Source organism: Nocardioides pocheonensis (assembly GCF_003725535.1).
Classification (GTDB): domain Bacteria; phylum Actinomycetota; class Actinomycetes; order Propionibacteriales; family Nocardioidaceae; genus Marmoricola; species Marmoricola pocheonensis.
Map to the genome: position 1 here is coordinate 1 of NZ_RJSF01000003.1, position 17092 is coordinate 17092.

The window sequence follows — 17092 nt, forward strand, 5'->3', positions numbered from 1 at the left end:
CGGCACGGACCGCCACCGGCCGAGAGTGGTTTCGGCAGGCTCAACCCCCGTGGGGCTGGGCTGCCATGCAGCGTGGTTTCGAGGCTCGCTGGCGCTCGCACCTCAACCACCGAGGGACTCGCGCCCGACCGCGAGTCCCAGCCGCGCGTCGTATCCCTTCGTCGCTGCCCGTCCCCCGGCGCCCACCGGCAGCCGAAGACGAGACTCGTCGCGCGCTGTCTCGTCGCTGCCCTTCCGCCGGCACCGACCGCCACCCGACGGAGTGGTTTCGGCAAGCTCAACCAGCGGTGGCTCCTTCCCTGCCAAGCAGCGCGGTTTCGAGGCTCGCTAACGCTCGTACCTCAACCACCAGTGGCAGCAGCCCGACCCTCAGCGCCGTTCGAGCCAGAGGTTGCCCAGGCCCGGCTTCTCGGCGGGCAGGTCGCGGTGCGGGAAGAGGCCGACCGCGGCGAAGAAGGCCTCGAGGTCCTGGCGGGTCCGGCCCGGCACGGGGTGGTACTCCATGACGACCTTCTGCACACCGGCCCACGAGGCCGGCGAGCTGTTGAAGATGGTGTCGTACTCCGCGCCCTCGATGTCGAACTTCACCAGGTCGACGCGTCCGCCCGCCGCTGCGACCGCGGCGTCGAAGGTCGTGCACGGCACGGTCACCTCGCGGCCCGAGCCGGCCGGTGCGGTGAGGCCGTTGTGGCTGCTGGCCGTGCCGCTGTCGACGAGCTGGAAGGTGCCCTCCTCGCCCGAGAGCGCGGTGTTGTGCACGGTGACGCGGCCGTCGAGGTGGTTGGCGGCCACGTTGCGGCTCAGGTACGACGCCGTGGTCGGCGAGGCCTCGTACGTGTGCACCCGCGCGGTCGGGGCTGCGTGCGCCACCGCCAGCGTGAAGCAGCCGATCTGGCCGCCCGCGTCGATCACCACCGGGTCGGCGGGGAGGTCGGCGAGCAGGTAGCCGAGGTCGTAGACGTCGTCGGCGAAGATCTCGTAGACCGGGAAGCGGGCACCGGCGACGTTGGGGCTGGTGATGCTCAACCCGTTGCGCAGCCTGAAGGTGATCTCCGGCGGCGACCAGGGCGCCGCGTTGGTGGCCAGGTCGAACAGCACCCGCACGTGGTTGTCGAAGATCTGGGGGGTCTGACGCACGCGGCGCGAGGCCAGGCCGAGGGAGCGCTTCATCGGGGTCCTCCTAGGTGGTCGGGTGCTGCCCCGACGAGGGTGAGCCGCGGACGCGCGGGCGGCGGTTCCGGCAGAGCGTCGACGGCGGGGCCGGCGCGACGTGACTCCTTCTCGGCGACCACCGCCACGATGCACAGACACATCCCGACCCAGAACGTGCGGTCGTAGAGGCTGGGCGTGGTGGCGCCGAAGACGGCGTACGCGAAGACCGGGTAGCACAGGCGGCGCAGCGGGTGCAGGCTGAACAGCAGCGGCCGGACGAGGGTGTAGAGCACCACGAGGAACGCCACGAACCCGAAGATGCCGACGCCGATCGCCACCTCGAGGTAGTTGTTGTGCACCTCGAGCAGGTCGACGAGGCCGGTACCGGAGAGCGGGTGGTCGGTGAACCGGTGCCAGCCGTAGTTCAAGCCCTGGGTGCGCACGGCGTTCGAGCCGGAGGCCGTGCCGTGCCCGAGCAGACGACCGATCGGTCCCTTGTCCAGCAGCGCGGTGTCGTGGCTGACGTACAGCGCGGCGCCCGCCGCGCCGAGCGCCAGCGCGTACACGCGCAGGGCGGACCGCTCGACCACCGGCATGAGCGCGAGGATCGCGGCGAGGCCGAGGAAGCCGGCGCGGCTGCCGCTGAGGAAGATCGTGTAGACCGAGAGGCCCATCGCGGCCCACACCAGCCACTTGCGCTGCGGGGTGGTCACGGTGGAGATGTGCAGCAGGAGCGCGAAGCACAGCAGTCCGGCCTCGGCGAAGTAGTTCGGGTGGATGGTCATCCCGTAGAAGCGCCCGCCGTACGACGCACCGGTGGCCATGCCGTAGACGAGGCTGAACGCCTGGCCGCCGACGAACAGCCACGCCATCAGCTTGATCTCCGCGGGCGTCGGCCGCCACAGGTGGACGCCGACCAGCAGGAAGAACATGGTCGCCATCCAGAACGCCAGGGCCAGCAGGGCGGCCGCGGTCTGGTCGGAGGCGAACGACCCGATCAGGCCGGTCGCGAAGATGACGCCGCCGGCGAGCACGTACTGCACCGGCAGGTCGAACCGGTTGCGCAGCATGCGCGGCAGGAGCAGCGCGAAGCCGAGCACGAGAGCGAGGTCGGTCGGGGTGATCGCGGAGCCGGCCGGGGCCAGCCGCTTGTACATCGGCGCCGTCGCGAACGCCGCACCCAGCGCGAGGATCCCGACCCGCTCGGGCCCGAGGGCGACGAGGACGATGCACGCCACGATCAGGGCGACGGCGAACAGGGCCCCTTGCATCCCGCCCGTGCTCAGGGCCAGGGCGGCGAGGAGCACGAGCACCGCGCCGGCGTACACGAGAACGCGTGACATCGCGGCCTCAGGACTCCGGGCGGCTGGCCGGCCTCCGCGCCCCCGCGTCGTTCACTTCGCCTTCGCCCGCTTGGGCTCGTAGCTGTACTCGTAGCCGTACCCGTAGGCGTAGCCGTAGGCGCCCTTGCCGCGACGCGGCGCCATGTTGACCGCGACGCCGAACAGGTTCGCGTCGACCTGGTCCAGCCGCAGCCGTGCCTGGCGGAGCTGCTCCTTGGAGGTCTTGCCGTGGCGGACGACCAGGATCGCCCCGTCGACGTCGCGCGCCATGATGGCGGCGTCGGAGACGGGAAGCAGCGGCGGCGCGTCGATGATCACCATGTCGAACATCTGGTTCAGCCGGTCGAACAGCGACTGCGCGGCGTGGGACTGCAGCACCTCGGTCGGGTTCGGCGGGATCGGCCCGCTGGCCAGCAGGTAGATGCCGCTGCCCGCGTGCTTCTGGATGCTCTCCTGCAGCTCGCTGCGGCCGACGAGCACCGTGGTCAGGCCGACGGAGCGCTCGAGGCCGAGCACGCTGGCCACCTTGGGCCGGCGGAGGTCGCCGTCGACGAGCAGCACGCGCTGGCCGGTCTGGGCGAGGGCGATCGCGAGGTTGGTCGCGGTGGAGGTCTTGCCCTCGCCGGGGACGGCGCTGGTGATCACCAGCGAGCGCGGACGGGTGTCGAGGTTGAGGAACTGGAGGTTCGTGCGCAGGAGGCGGAAGGCCTCGACGCGGGGCGCGTGGCTGCCGGCCTCGGTGAGCAGCGGGTGCTTCGGGACGTCGCCGTCGTAGGCGATGCTCGCGAGCACCGGCGCCTCGGCCGCCTGCTCGACGTCCTCGGGAGAGGAGACGGTGTTGTCGAGCAGGTGCCGCAGCAACGCGACACCCAGCCCGACCAGGAGTCCGATCAGTGCGCCGAGCGCGAGGTTGAGCACCGGCTGCGGGCTCACCTGGTTGCCGTTGTACGACGCCGGGTCGACGACCGTCGCCTTGACCGGCGAGGTCTCGATGTCGGAGATGAAGCTGGTCATCACCTCGGACTCGGCCTTCGCGATCTGCTGGGCGACGGCGGGGTCGGGGTCGGTGACCTTGACGACGATGATCACGGTCTCGGTCGCGACGCTCGAGCTGATCTTGCCGGCCAGCTGGTTCGGCGTCAGGTTGAGGTTCAACCGCGAGATGACCTGCTGCATCACCTCGCGGCTGGTCGCCAGCTGTGCGTAGGACTGCACCCGGTTGATGCCGAAGAGGGCGCCCTGCGCGGCTTGGGTGCTGTCACCGGAGGTGTCCACGGAGATGAAGATCCGGGCGTTCGACTCGTACTGCGGCGTCTGCGTGTAGGTGAGCGCGCCGGCACCGGCCAGACCGAGGAGGAAGAACACCACGATGGTCAGCCAACGACGCTGCGCCATGCGCAGCAGTTCCTTGAAATCCACGCTGAACTTTCTGGCTCGGAGCTGGTACCCGTACGACCACCCGGAGTGTAGACGGACCGGCGGGTCTCACCGGCCGGAGTTCCGAACGCGGCTGCCAGTTGAACGATCTGGCGGGCGAAAAGTGACGTGTCGCCCCAAATGGGCCCGTGCCGTCAGGGTTTCGCGGAGTCGAGGACGAGCGTCACCGGACCGTCGTTGACGAGCTCCAGGCTCATCTGCGCCCCGAAGACACCGCGCTGCACGGGCGTGCCGAGACGCTCGAGCTCGGCGCAGAGGGCGTCGTACAGGGGCTCCGAGACAGGCCCGGGCGCGGCGGCCGCCCACGTGGGTCGGCGGCCCTTGCGGGCGTCGCCGTACAGGGTGAACTGGCTGACCACCAGGACGCTCGCGCCGAGCTCGGCGACGGACCGTTCCTCGCGCATGATCCGCAGCTCACGGACCTTGCGCGCGAGCCAGGCGATCTCGTCGGGGCCGTCGTCGTGGGTGATGCCCACCAGGACCACCAGGCCGGGGTCGTCGAGGTGACCGACGACCCGGTCGTCGACCGTGACCGAGGCCCGTGTGACGCGCTGGAGCACCGCTCGCATGGCCCGAGGCTATTCGTGGTTGGCTGTCGCCCATGGGAGACCTGCTGATCACGGTCGCGCCGACGGGAGCGGAGACGACCAAGGACGACTGCCCCCAGCTGCCGACCACGCTGACCGAGCTCGTCGAGACCGCGCAACGCTGCGAGGCGGCGGGCGCCGGGATGATCCACGTGCACATCCGCGACGGCGAGCACCGGCCGACGCTCGACCTCGGCCGGCTCACCGAGACGGTCGCCGCGCTGCGCGAGTCGACCCGCCTGGTGGTCCAGCTCTCGACCGGTGGCTCGGTGCACGACCCGCTCGACGACCGGCTCAAGGTGCTCGACGCCGCGCCGGACTCGTGCAGCCTCACCATGGGCACCACGAACTTCGGTGACGACGTGTTCCTCAACCCGTGGCCGTTCGTGTGCGACCTGTACCAGCTCAGCCAGGAGCGCCAGGTGGTGCCGGAGTTCGAGCTGTTCGACCTCGGGCAGGTGGCGGCGCTCCACCGGCTGCTCCGCCTGCACGGCCTCCCGTACGGCGGCAAGGTGCACGTCGACCTGGTCATGGGCGTGCCCGGCGGGATGCCCGGTACCGCCGACGCCCTCGTCGCCGCGGTCGCCGCCCTGCCGGCCGAGACCACGAGCTGGTCGGCGACCGGCATCGGCCGCAGCACGCTCGCGGTCGCGCTGGCCAGCCTGAGCAAGGGCGGCCACCTGCGCGTCGGCATGGAGGACGTGCTGACCCTGGCCAAGGGCGTCCCGGTCGAGCACAACGACCAGCTCGTGGCCCGGGCCGCCGAGCTCGGCCGCCTCGCGCAGCGCACCCCCATGTCGGGCGACGAGGCGCGCACGCTGCTCGGCCTCACCGCTGGTTGAGACTGCCGGAAGCCCCTACGCTTCGGCCGTGGACGACCCGCACCGCACACCGGGTGCGCGTGACCGGGACCCCCTGGCCGCGCGGGTCAGGCGCGCGGCCGAGCAGGGTCGGATCACCACCGCCGACCGGGACATCCGGCTCGCGAACGTCGCCGCCGCCCAGAGCATGGCGGAGCTCGACCTCATCGGCCGTGACCTCGACCAGCTCGAGGCGGCCCTCCCGGCCTCCACGACCGCCGCGCCACCCTGGGTCACAGCGCCCGCGGGGCCGTCGGGCGAGCCCGTGGCCGAGGAGCTCGCGCAGGCCTCGGTGCAGGCGGCGAGGAGCACGGCCCGCTCCTTCGGCGTCGTGGCCGCGCTGATCGTCGTGCTCGCCTTGGTGGGGCTGGGAGCCAGGTACTTCTCCTCCTCGGGTTCGTCGTCCTCCCCGGGCGGTGAGCTGTTCTCACCGGCCCCCGCACCGACCGGGGACACAGGCCAGCAGCCGGGCCACGACTCGCCGTCGGCGAGTCCCACCGGCGACACCTCGGCTCCGGCGTCGACGTACGGGCTGACCGGGCCGGGCATCCGCGGCTTCCTCGCCGACTACCAGAACCGGTTCGGCACCACGCTCGCGACCGACCTCACCCTCTACGACGACTACGTGGTGGTGCAGGTGCCGCACGGCGGGCCCCACCGGCACGCCGGGTACCTCTTCCGACCCGGTCCGGGCTGGACCGACTTCGGCGGGGTCGGCGCCGACTTCCCCGGCGCCCAGCCGGTCGACCTCACCCGGCTCGACGTCCCCGCGCTGGTCCGCAACGTTGCCCGGGCCCGGCGCACGCTGAAGGTCGAGAACCCCACGACGACGTACGTGATCGTCCGGCAGTACGCACCGTCCGACGCGGTGCCGAGCGTCGACATCCACGTGTCCAACCAGTACGGCGAGTCCGGCTACCTCGCGACGCGGCTCGACGGGACGGTCGAGCGGGCCTTCCCCTACGGCTCCTGACCGCGGGTCAGTAGACCAGCGCCTGCACCCCGTCGGCGAGGATCTCCTCGGCGAACGACGCCGCGCCCGCGACCCGGGCACCCTCGACGAGGTCGGCCTCGGTGATCCCGCGGCGGGCCGCGCACTGGGAGCAGACGGTCAACCGGCCGTGCTCGAGCACCAGGTCGCGGGACTCCGCGAGCGACCCGGCCAGGGGGAGGACGAACTCCTCGGCGCGTCCGGGCATGCCGAACCACGCGGCCTCGCCGGTCAGCCACAGGCTCACGTCGGCACCCGCGGCCACCGCGGCAGCGGCCACGCTGAACGCCTGGTTGCAGCGCTCCGGGTCGTCGCCGCCGGCCGTGCACTTGATCACCAGGCTCCGCATGGCACGACCCTAGTCCGCGGCGCTCCTCCTACACTGACCGCGTGGAGGCCTTCTTCGTGGCCGTGACGGTGGCCGTGCTGCTCGGGTTCGCGCTCTGGGCGCTGCTCGCCGCACGCCACCTGCTCACGCTCACCGCACCCGACCCCACCCAGCGCCGACCCGGAGACGACTGACGTGCCGTTCGAGATCCCGCAGAACATCCACCCGAACTGCGCTCCGCTGGCCTGGCTGATCGGCACCTGGGCCGGCAACGGCCATGGTGAGTACCCCGGCATCGACAGCTTCCAGTTCGGGCAGGAGATCCTCTTCCAGCAGGACGGTCGCCCGTTCATCCACTACATGAGCCGGTCGTGGATCGTCGACGAGCAGGGCAACCACGTGCGCGAGGCGGCCCAGGAGACCGGCTTCCTGAGGCCGCAGGCCGACGGCACCCTCGAGGTCGTGCTCACCCACAACCTCGGGTACGCCGAGATCTGGCACGGCGAGCTGCACCCCGAGCAGCCCCGGTTCGAGATCGTCACCGACGCCGTCGCGCGGACCGCGACCGCCAAGGAGTACACCGGCGGCAAGCGGCTCTACGGCTACGTCAACGGCGACCTGCTGTACGCCTTCGACATGGCGGCGATGGGACACGAGCTCCAACCGCACACGCACGCCCAGCTGAAACGGCAGTGACGTCGTGACGTCGGGCGAGGGCTCACCGCCAGGCGCCGCCTGGCAGGCCCGCCTGCGCGAGAGCGGTCACCGGCTCACCCCGCAGCGCGAGCTGGTCCTCGCGGCGGTCGAGACACTCGGGCACGCCACCCCTGACGAGGTGTACGCCGAGGTGCGCACGCACTCCTCGGCGATCAACCTCTCGACGGTCTACCGCACCCTCGAGCTGCTCGACGAGCTCGGGCTCATCCACCACGCCCACCTCAGCGACCGGGCACCGACGTACCACGCGACCTCGGGCCACGAGCACTCCCACCTCGTCTGTCGCGGCTGCCGACGGGTGATCAGCGTCGAGCGCACGGACATGGAGTCCGCGCTCGGCCCGCTGGCGGCGCGCCACGGATTCTCGCCGGACTACGGACACCTGACCGTCTTCGGCACCTGCGCGGACTGCGCCGGCGGCTGACCCCGGTCCACGACCTAGGCACTGAACGAATGCGGCCCTGAAAAGGGGACGTTCCCGGCAGCGGCGTATCTGCCCACCGGTGCGGTCGCTCCCTGCGGTGTGACACACACCCGCAGGCCGGACTCGTGTCGGCCTGCCTCAACGGAGGTCCACGCATGACACCAACATCCACACGCACGGCCGGGCTCGGCCGTCGCGGGACCGGCCTGACGGCCGTGCTCGCACTCGCCCTCGGCGGGGTCGTCGCGCTCGCGGCGCCCGCGTCCGCGGACACCAGCTCCGTCCCGACCACGCTCCACGGCAGCGGCTCGCTGGGCAGCGTCACCGCGACCGCCAGCAGCGGTGCCCTCTCCGGGTCGCTGACCGCCAGCGCCTCGCTCGACTGGAGCCAGGCCGCCGCGGTGGCGGTCAGCTGGAACCCCGACGACGTCCGTCAGGGCCGGCACCTCGACCCGAGCGACGACTACAACCGCTCCGCGTCCGGGACGATGAGCGTCACCTACTCGGTGAGCGGCACCGGGAGCCTCGACGCCAGCAGCGAGGGGCTCGGTACGCTGAGCATCGGGTTCGGCCCGGTGAGCCTGACCGCGAGCGGCACCTGCGACCTGAAGACCAGCGGGGCGGCGTACACCTGCCACCTCGAGAGCAGCTCGGTCGACCTGTTCGACCTCGGGTCGGCGGCGCTCGGCACGCCGTACGTGCACGGCAAGATGGTCGCGGACGTCACCGTCACCCCCGACCAGCTGGCGACCCTGCGCACCGCCTCGGCCGGCGGTCAGACGCTCGGGACCAACGCCCTGAACCTTCCGGAGGGCGCCGTCGTCGACCCGCTGCTGGTCGGCTGCAAGACCGGGACCGGCGACTCGCTGAGCTACGCGCTCGGCGACTTCTCCGCCTCCCCGGGCCTGCACGTGGTGAGCAGCGTCGAGCTGTCGGCGGGTGTGATCATCCCCAACCCGATCACCGCGATCCCCGGCATCTATGTCGAGCTGGCCTCGGACACGTTCCCGGTCGCGACGACGAACACGTCCGTGACCATGGCCGGTCCGGGTGGCTCCGTCGACATGGGTGCGATCAAGCCCAACAACATCGCGCCCACGCTGGGGGCGGTCTCTGCACCCGACGGCGTCGAGGGCTCGCCGATCCAGTTCTCCACCAGTGCGACCGGGCCGTGCGCGGCCGGCGGCACCTACACCTGGGACTTCGGTGACGGCGGGAACGGCCACACGGCCACCCCGCAGCACACGTACGCCGACAACGGGGTCTACACCGGCCAGGTCGTCTTCACCGACAGCACCGGGCTCACGGACACGGAGGACTTCACGGTCCACGTCTCCAACGCCGCCCCGAACGTGACGGTCGTGCCGGGTGCTCCGGTCACGGTCGCCTGGGGCAAGCCGCTGACCCTGAAGGCCCAGGCCGTCGACCCGGGCGCGGCCGACCAGTCGACCCTCACCTACGACTGGGACTTCGCCGACGGTGACTCCATCGACAACGGCGGGCCGTCGGAGTCGCACTCGTGGACGACCCCCGGTGACCGCGCGCCGACCGTCAACGTGTGCGACAAGGACGGTGCCTGCACGCTGAAGACCTTCACCGTGCACGTCCGGACGCACGCCACCACGCTGGCCTACACGGGTCCGCAAGCGGCGGCGTACAGCAGCACGAGCACGCTGACCGCGTCGCTGCAGGACGAGTTCGGGACGCCGATCAACAACGCCCCGGTCGCGTTCAGCGTCGACGGCACCGTGGTCGGCACCGCGCTCACCAACGGCTCCGGGCACGCCAGCCTGGACTACGTGGTCACGCGCACGGCCGGCAGCCACACCGTGTCGGCGGCGTACGCCGGCTCGTCGCTGTACGACGCCGACACCAGCGCCACCACGCCGTTCACGGTCTCGGCGATGGCCAGCACGATCACCTACACCGGCGGTCTCACCGGTGCGCCGAACAAGGCGACCGCGGTCTCCGCGAAGGTGCTCGACGCACTCGGTCGCCCGCTGGCCGGCTACCCGGTCACGATCGTCATCGGCAGCCAGTCGATGACGGCCACGACCAACAGCAGCGGTGTGGCCTCGGGTCAGATCGTGCTGAACCAGAAGCCCGGCTACTACCCGCTGACGGCCTCGTGGGCCGGCGACGCGGGCAAGTACCTGGGCGCGTCGACCTCGGCGCAGTTCAGCCTGAACAAGAAGTGAGGTAGCACCAGCAGTCGGAGGTCGAGCCTGCCGAGACCGCTCCGGTTTCGGCAGGCTCGACCTCTTGTTGGCCCGACCGCCGACTCGCGTCTGGTTGGTTGAGGTGCGAGCCCTTCGGCAGGCTCAGGAACCCCGCCAGCGAGCCTCGAAACCCCCGAGCGCGCAGGAATGGGCCCGACCGGCACACTGTTGGGATGGACATGAGTGAGAAGGAGCCGGCCAGCCCGCTGCTCGCGCTCCCGGGTGCCGTCGCCGGCGCCGGGATCGACGCGCCGGTCGCGGCGCACTACGGCTCCTTCAACCTCGAGCAGCGAGCCCTCGAGGCCGGCGAGGGATTCGTCGACCTCTCCCACCGCGGCGTCGTCCGGGTCACCGGACCCGACCGCCTCGAGTGGCTGCACAGCCTGACCACGCAGCACCTCACCCACCTGCAGCCGGGCCGGCCGACGGTGGCCCTCGTGCTCTCCCCGCAGGGCCATGTCGAGCACGCCCTGTACGCCGTCGACGACGGCGAGGTCTTCACCGCGCACGTCGAGCCCGGCACCGCGTCGGCGCTGGTCGACTGGCTGGACCGGATGCGGTTCATGATGCGCGTCGAGGTGACCGACGCGACGGCCGACATCGCGGTGGCCTGGCGGCCCGCGAGCGGCTACGACCTGGTGCCGCGCGACCGGCTCGCGGCGTACGCCGAGGCCGCGGGACCCCCGGCCGGCCTGTGGGCCTTCGAGGCCCTGCGGATCGCCCGGGGCGAGCCGCGCTTCGGCATCGACACCGACGCGCGCACGATCCCGAACGAGGTCGGCTGGATCACCGACGAGGCGTGGTCCGCGGTGCACCTCGACAAGGGCTGCTACCGCGGCCAGGAGACCGTGGCCCGCGTGCACACCCTCGGTCGGCCGCCGCGCCGGCTGACGATGCTGCACCTCGACGGTTCGGTCAACCGGCTCCCCGAGGCCGGCACCCCGTTGCGGTACGACGGCCGCGACGTCGGCTTCGTCGGATCCTCCGCCCGCCACCACGAGCTAGGCCCGATCGCGCTGGGCCTGGTCAAGCGCGCCGTACCGGTCGAGGCCGTCCTCGACGTGGACGGCATCCCGGCCGCCCAGGAGGTCGTCGTCGACCCCGAGGTCGGTCTGCACGCGCGCCCCAAGCTCGGCTGAATCGGCCGCACCTGCGCCGGACCCGTGGGTCCACCAACCGCGGAAAGTGCCTGTTTCGTGCGGCATCGAGGCGGTTGGGGGCCGGTCACTGCGCTCCTGGGCCCCCGAGCTGGGCTAGACAGGCAGTCTGCGCGCGTACCTGGTCGGATTGTCCGTTTCGGGAGTCCACGTCCCTTTTGGGTCGGCTGTTACGTCTGTCGGAATCACCAACCGGGTGGGTCCCCTTCTTGGGGACCGTGCCGAATCGGACTGGCCCGAAATGACTACGTCGGAGTGCCGAGGTGACCACCTGCGCACATCACCTTTTTCCGGGCTTTCGTCCGTGTTCTCGTAGTCACCGCGTCACTCCAACGGGGGGTTGACCACTGATCACGAAGGGGGAACTTGCGATGCGTAAGTCCCGTAAATTTGCAGTCGTTGCCGGCAGCACCGTCGGTGCCCTCGCCATCGGTGGCGTGGCGTTCGCGTACTGGACCACCTCCGGCTCGGGCTCCGGCACCGGCAGCACGACCGCCGGCGTGAGCAACCAGCTGTCGTTCAGCACGGCCACGCTCAATTCGATGTACCCGGGTGACTCGTCGCAGCCGCTGACCGTGACCGTGACCAACGACTCCGGTGAGTCGGCCTACGTCAGCACGGTGAAGGCCTACATCACTACGAACAAGTCGGGCTGCACCGGCGCCGACTTCCTGCTGAATGGGTCGGCTGCGCCGAGCATCGCCGACGACGCTGTGGCCCTCACCTGGACGGGCCAGGACCTGGCGGCAGGTACCGACGACGACGCCACGGGCACGATTCAGTTCAACAACACGGGCAGCCCGCAGAACGCCTGCAAGAGCGCCGACGTGACGATCCACTACGTCGCCAGCTGACGCTGACCGGTGGGCGGAGGCGTCGCCTCCGCCCACCGGATCCTTGCTCGACCAACGACCAGCCAACGACCCGGGGGATGACAGCCATGACGAACAAGCGCCTGATCGTGGTGCTCGTCGTGGCTGTCGGCATGCTCGGCGCCCTCGGCGTGACCGCGGCCTTCTCGAAGGCGTCGCTCGCCTCGCCCACCATCACCAGCGGTCCCGCGGCCGCCACCACCAGCCGCACCGCGACCTTCGCCTTCACCGGCCCCTCGGGCGCCACCTTCAAGTGCGGCCTCGACGGCGCGGCCACCGTCACCTGCGCCAGCCCCCAGACCTACTCCTCGCTCGCTGATGGCTCCCACGTGTTCAACGTGGTGTCGGTCAAGGCGGGCGAGACGAGCGCCCCGACCAGCTTCGGCTGGACCGTCGACAACGTCGCACCCGCCCAGCCGACGATCACCTCGGCTCCGGCCGCCCTCGCCAGCTCGAGCTCGGCCTTGTTCTCCTTCTCGGGCCCGGAAGCCGGCCTGCGCTACTCCTGCTCGCTCGACGGCGCGGCGTACGCCCCCTGTACCAGCCCGACGTCGTACTCGAGCCTCGCGCAGGGCAACCACACCTTCGCCGTGCGCGCGACGGACGCCGCCGGCAACGTCGGGAACCCTGCCGCCTCGTCGTGGCGCGTCGACACGATCGCCCCGCCGGCACCGTCGTTGACGACGAAGCCGTCCAACCCCACGACGAACGCCACCAACGACTTCGCGTGGACCGTCGCCGAGTCGGGGGCAACCTCGGAGTGCTCCCTGGAGAACGGCGCCTGGTCGCCCTGCACCAGCCCCTACCGCTGGGTGATCGGCACCAACAACTACGGGCAGCACCAGTTTGCCGTGCGGTCCCGCGACGCCGCCGGCAACACGTCGGCCGCGACCCAGTACACCTTCAAGTACGAGAAGGGGCTGCCCAGCTCGGGCGTCCCGTTCCAGATCAGCGGATCGGTGTCAGCCCTGGTCATCGGGGTCTGGAAGACGATCGCGGTCACGGTGACCAACCCGAACTCGGTGCCGATCTACGTCTCCGCCCTGCAGGTCACCGCGGCACCAGACAGCACCCCGTCGGGGTGTCTCACGGCGCCGAACCTGGAGTTCGAGCAGTCCAACATCTCCGGCAGCAACACGCTGATCGTCCCGGCCAACGGCAGTGTCACGCTGCCGGCGCAGGGCGTGAGTGCCCCCCAGATGCGCCTGAAGGACCTTCCGACGGTGAACCAGGACGTCTGCAAGAACAAGTCCTTCGCCCTGTCGTACTCCGGAACGGCGACGAACTGACATGTCCGATCACATGAAGCGCGACGCGACCCCCGGCCTCCTCGGTCGGCTGATCCGGCGTGGGCGACGGGACGCCAGGCGCACGTCGGTCGCGCTCGCAGTCGTCACCGGATTCGTCGCGCTCACCACGGGCATCGCCTTCGCCTTTTGGAGCTCGACCGGCACCGGGACCGCGACCGCCTCCACCGGAACGCTGTCTGCGCCCACCGGTACGACGGCCTCCACCACGGCCGGGTCCGGCGCCGTGAGCGTCTCCTGGAACGCACCCACCACCGGTGTCGCCCCGTCGGGTTACACGGTCTCCCGGGTGCTGGGTGGGTCGTCGGTCAGCGTCTGCGGCACCGGCACCATCCTCGTGACGGGGACGTCGTGCTCGGACACGTCGGTGCCCGACGGCACCTACACCTACGTGGTGACCTCCATCCGGGGCGGCTGGACCGCAGCCGGGACCGCGTCCGCGCCGGTGACCGTGACCAACACGATCGCCACAACCACGTCAGTCACGTCGTCGGCCAACCCCGCGGTCGTCGGCCAGACGGTGACCTACACCGCAACGGTGACGCAGGCGACGGGTGCGACCAAGCCGACCGGCAGCGTCACCTTCAAGGACGGGTCGTCCACGATCACCTGCACGGGTGGCAACCAGACGCTGAGTGGAGGCACCGCCACGTGCTCCCTGAGCTACCCCGGCGTGGGCACCCACTCGGTGACCGCGGTGTACGGCGGCGCGGGTGTCTTCACCGGTTCCACCTCGCCTGCTCTCTCGCAGGTCATCAACGCGGCCAGCACCACGACCACCCTCGCGTCGTCCACCAACCCGTCGGTGACGGGTCAGTCGGTCACCTTCACCGCAACGGTGGCTGCCGCGGCTCCGGGGTCGGGAACCCCGACGGGCACCGTTGCGTTCCAGGACGGCGCCACCACGCTCAGCTGCACCGGAGGCGCACAAACCCTCAACGGGTCGGGTGTCGCCACCTGCCAGGTGCCGTTCAGCTCCGCCGGGGGGAAGTCGGTGGTCGCCACCTACAGCGGCAGCACCAACTACCTGACCTCGTCCTCGGCGTCCCTGAGCCAGAACGTGAACAGCGCAAGCACGACGACGACGGTGAGCTCCTCCGGACTCTCGTCGGTGACCGGTCAGTCCGTGACCTACACCGCCTCGGTCGCGCCGGTGTCTCCCGGCGCCGGCACCCCCGCGGGCACGGTGGCCTTCAAGGACGGCGGCACCGTCATTTCGGGCTGCGGTGCCCAGACCCTCAGTGCCGGCGCGGCCACCTGCGTGGTCACTCCGTCGGTGGGGTCGCACCCGATCACCGCGGTGTACGCCGGCACGGCTGACTTCACCACCTCGACGTCGTCGTCGATCACGCAGGTGGTCTCGGCTGCGAGCACGACGACCAGCCTCACGTCCGCGCCGAACCCCTCGGTGACCGGCCAGAACGTGACCTTCACGGCCACCGTGACCGCGGTCAACCCCGGAACCGGAACACCGACCGGCACGGTCTCGTTCACGAGCGGGGGATTGGCGATCACCTGCACGGGCGGCTCGCAGACGCTCAACGGATCAGGTGTTGCCACGTGCCAGACGACGTTCAGCACCAGCGGAACGAAGTCGATCGTCGCCACGTACGCCGGCACCACCGACTACCTCGGCTCGGCCTCGACAGCCGTCAGTCAGGTCGTCAATGTCCCAGCAAGCGCCACGCAGTTCACCGTGAGCCCGTCGCCGGCGACGGTTACTGCCGGATCGAACCTCTCGCTCACCATCACCGCCAAGCTCGCCGACGGCACGACGACCGACACGTCGTACACGGGAACGAAGTCCCTCACATGGTCGGGTGCCGCGACTGCGACCTCACCGAGCGGCGTAGCGCCGACGCTGCAGGCATCCGCGACATTCACCAGCGGTGTGGCGACGAACGTTCTGGTCACGCTCACCACTGCCGGCGCCAGTCGGACGCTCACCGTTTCAGACGGCTCCATCAGCGGACAGGCGACGGTCAACGTCAACAACGCCGCGGTGAGCGGACTGGCCTACACGAACATGGTGTTCGGCGGCAGTGGGAGCTCCGTCACGGCCTGCTACACGAACTGCACGATCGCATCGCTAGGCAACAACGGATCAGTCACAGCCAACGTGAGCCTCGTGGACGCGTATGGAAACCTCGGCAGTCTCGGGACAGACACCACGGTCAGCATGAGCAACCCCGACGGTGGAACCTACTCAACGACTGGGACCGCTCCGCTGAAGATCTTGGCAGGCACGAAGACGTCGACGTGGACGGTCAAGCTCGCCGAGGGCACCGCGAGCTACAACGACAGGCTGATAGCGACCTCTTCCCCTCTCTCTTCTTCCCTCACGGTCACGATCAAGAAGGGCGCCTGAACGGTTGGTCGCTCGGGTGGGCTGCCCAACGGGATCCTCAGGTGGGCGCATGCCAGAAGCCCACTCCGCTGACCCTGCGCTGAACGGCAGGCCGCTCGCGACTAGTGCTCCTCTACCCTGACCCCATGCATCGGCTCCGCAACGGCGTTCAGAACTACGACTGGGGATCGGCCGACGCCATCCCGCGGTTCCTCGGCGACAAGGCCTCTGGCGCCCCGGTGGCGGAGATGTGGATCGGCACCCACCCTCTCAAGCCCTCAACGGCGGTCGACGCCGAGGGACGCGAGCGACCGCTCGCCGACCTCACCGGCGAGCTGCCGTTCATGCTGAAGCTGCTCGCTGCCGACCGGCCGCTGTCGTTGCAGGTCCACCCGTCACGCTCGCTTGCGGAAACGGGGTTCGATCGAGAGAACGCGGCGGGCATCCCCCTGGACGCACCGCAGCGGGTCTACCGCGATCGCAACCACAAGCCGGAGATGGTCTACGCACTGAGCACGTTCGACAGCCTGATCGGCTTCCGTCCGACCGCGGAGATCCTCCGCGTCCTGAGCCCCTTGGACACCCCTCTGAGCCAGCGGCTGGCCGACGACCTCCGCGCCGACCCGGGCTTCGCCGGGATCGTGCGCCGCGTCGAGTGGCTGCTGAGCTCGGACATCGACGCCTCCGAGGTGCACCAGATCGTCGGCGCCTGTCGAGCGCTGTCGGCTCTCGGGATGGACATCAAGCGCGCGTACCGCACCGTCGTGGAGATCGCCGAGCACCATCCGGACGACGTCGGCGTGGTGATCTCGCTGATGCTGAACCGGATGACGCTGCAGCCGGGCGAGGCGGCGTACCTGGAGACCGGCGTGATGCACGCCCACCTCAGCGGTCTGTGTCTGGAGGTGATGGCCACGTCCGACAACGTGCTGCGGGCGGGACTGACCTCCAAGCACGTCGACCCCAGCGGTCTGGTCGCCTGCCTCGACATCGGCATGGCGCGCGTGGCCCGAGTCACGCCGGACTTCGTGGAGAGCGACACCGAAGTGTTCTCGCCGGCCGACGTCGAGTTCGCTCTGGCGGTCACCCAGATCTCCCACGCCGCCCCCGAGGGCGTCGAGCTGATCCGCGCCGAGGAGAGTGTGGTGATCTGCACCGGGGGCGAGGTGGTGATCAGCTCCGACGCCGGTGACAAGTTCACCCTGCACCGCGGCGAGTCTGTCTACCTCGGCGCCGAGGACCGCCGCCCGGTGGTGCAGGGACTGGGCGAGGTCGCGCAGGCCTACGTGCCGCGGTCGCGCGCGGTGCACTCGCGGCTCGTCGACGTCCTCTGAGGACTTCGGCAGGCTTC

Annotated in this window: 16 protein-coding genes; 11 read left to right on the top strand and 5 right to left on the bottom strand. The window is 70.5% G+C overall.

Translation table 11 applies throughout. The features are described from left to right. Positions 1–369: 369 nt before the first annotated feature. The 4 genes from EFL26_RS00415 to dtd all read right to left on the bottom strand — a co-directional run bounded on the left by EFL26_RS00415 (position 370) and on the right by dtd (position 4501). On the bottom strand, positions 370–1170 hold the full coding sequence (locus EFL26_RS00415) for an FkbM family methyltransferase (protein ID WP_123220914.1): 801 nt from the start codon (positions 1168–1170) through the stop codon (positions 370–372). Further along, entirely contained in the window at positions 1167–2495 is a 1329-nt protein-coding gene (locus EFL26_RS00420; RefSeq protein WP_148046583.1) for an O-antigen ligase family protein, read from the bottom strand. The genes EFL26_RS00415 and EFL26_RS00420 overlap by 4 nt, the downstream gene beginning before the upstream one ends. Positions 2496–2546: 51 nt before the next feature. Beyond that, a complete protein-coding gene (locus EFL26_RS00425) occupies positions 2547–3914 on the bottom strand; it encodes a tyrosine-protein kinase domain-containing protein (RefSeq protein ID WP_148046584.1) in 1368 nt (455 codons plus the stop codon). A gap of 152 nt (positions 3915–4066) precedes the next feature. Beyond that, positions 4067–4501, bottom strand: coding sequence for a D-aminoacyl-tRNA deacylase (dtd, locus tag EFL26_RS00430; RefSeq protein WP_123220917.1), 435 nt, complete (start codon positions 4499–4501; stop codon positions 4067–4069). A gap of 32 nt (positions 4502–4533) precedes the next feature. Here dtd and EFL26_RS00435 point away from each other — a divergent pair, with 32 nt between their 5' ends. Next, a complete protein-coding gene (locus EFL26_RS00435) occupies positions 4534–5361 on the top strand; it encodes a beta-keto acid cleavage family enzyme (protein ID WP_123220918.1) in 828 nt (275 codons plus the stop codon). A gap of 28 nt (positions 5362–5389) precedes the next feature. Continuing rightward, complete coding sequence (locus tag EFL26_RS00440; protein WP_123220919.1) at positions 5390–6352, top strand: DUF1707 domain-containing protein; 963 nt, start codon at positions 5390–5392, stop codon at positions 6350–6352. 7 nt (positions 6353–6359) lie between these two features. Here EFL26_RS00440 and EFL26_RS00445 read toward each other — a convergent pair whose 3' ends face one another. Then, positions 6360–6719 carry a DsrE family protein gene (locus tag EFL26_RS00445; RefSeq protein ID WP_123220920.1) on the bottom strand — a complete coding sequence of 120 codons (360 nt, stop codon included), beginning with the start codon at positions 6717–6719 and terminating at the stop codon, positions 6360–6362. 41 nt (positions 6720–6760) lie between these two features. On the opposite strand from EFL26_RS00445, the gene EFL26_RS24865 reads away from it, so the two are divergent. The 9 genes from EFL26_RS24865 (at position 6761) to manA (ending at position 17075) form a co-directional block, all read left to right on the top strand. Next, the gene (locus EFL26_RS24865; RefSeq protein WP_281273642.1) at positions 6761–6892 is read left to right on the top strand and encodes a hypothetical protein; all 132 of its coding nucleotides are present in this window, start codon (positions 6761–6763) and stop codon (positions 6890–6892) included. A 1-nt stretch (position 6893) separates the two neighbouring features. Further along, positions 6894–7394: a heme-binding beta-barrel domain-containing protein gene (locus EFL26_RS00450; RefSeq protein WP_123220921.1), complete on the top strand. Its 501-nt coding sequence runs from the start codon at positions 6894–6896 to the stop codon at positions 7392–7394. 4 nt (positions 7395–7398) lie between these two features. After that, a complete protein-coding gene (locus EFL26_RS00455; RefSeq protein ID WP_123220922.1) occupies positions 7399–7839 on the top strand; it encodes a Fur family transcriptional regulator in 441 nt (146 codons plus the stop codon). 155 nt (positions 7840–7994) lie between these two features. Next, entirely contained in the window at positions 7995–10037 is a 2043-nt protein-coding gene (locus EFL26_RS00465) for a PKD domain-containing protein (protein WP_183407968.1), read from the top strand. Positions 10038–10237: 200 nt separating this feature from the next. Next, complete coding sequence (gene ygfZ / locus EFL26_RS00470) at positions 10238–11197, top strand: CAF17-like 4Fe-4S cluster assembly/insertion protein YgfZ (RefSeq protein ID WP_123221195.1); 960 nt, start codon at positions 10238–10240, stop codon at positions 11195–11197. 389 nt (positions 11198–11586) lie between these two features. After that, positions 11587–12069: a hypothetical protein gene (locus EFL26_RS00475; protein WP_148046585.1), complete on the top strand. Its 483-nt coding sequence runs from the start codon at positions 11587–11589 to the stop codon at positions 12067–12069. Between the two features lie 86 nt (positions 12070–12155). Continuing rightward, on the top strand, positions 12156–13376 hold the full coding sequence (locus tag EFL26_RS00480; protein WP_123220926.1) for an Ig-like domain-containing protein: 1221 nt from the start codon (positions 12156–12158) through the stop codon (positions 13374–13376). Position 13377: 1 nt separating this feature from the next. After that, entirely contained in the window at positions 13378–15762 is a 2385-nt protein-coding gene (locus EFL26_RS00485; protein ID WP_123220927.1) for a beta strand repeat-containing protein, read from the top strand. A 125-nt stretch (positions 15763–15887) separates the two neighbouring features. Beyond that, positions 15888–17075: a mannose-6-phosphate isomerase, class I gene (gene manA / locus EFL26_RS00490; RefSeq protein ID WP_123220928.1), complete on the top strand. Its 1188-nt coding sequence runs from the start codon at positions 15888–15890 to the stop codon at positions 17073–17075. The last annotated feature ends 17 nt before the right edge of the window (positions 17076–17092 follow it).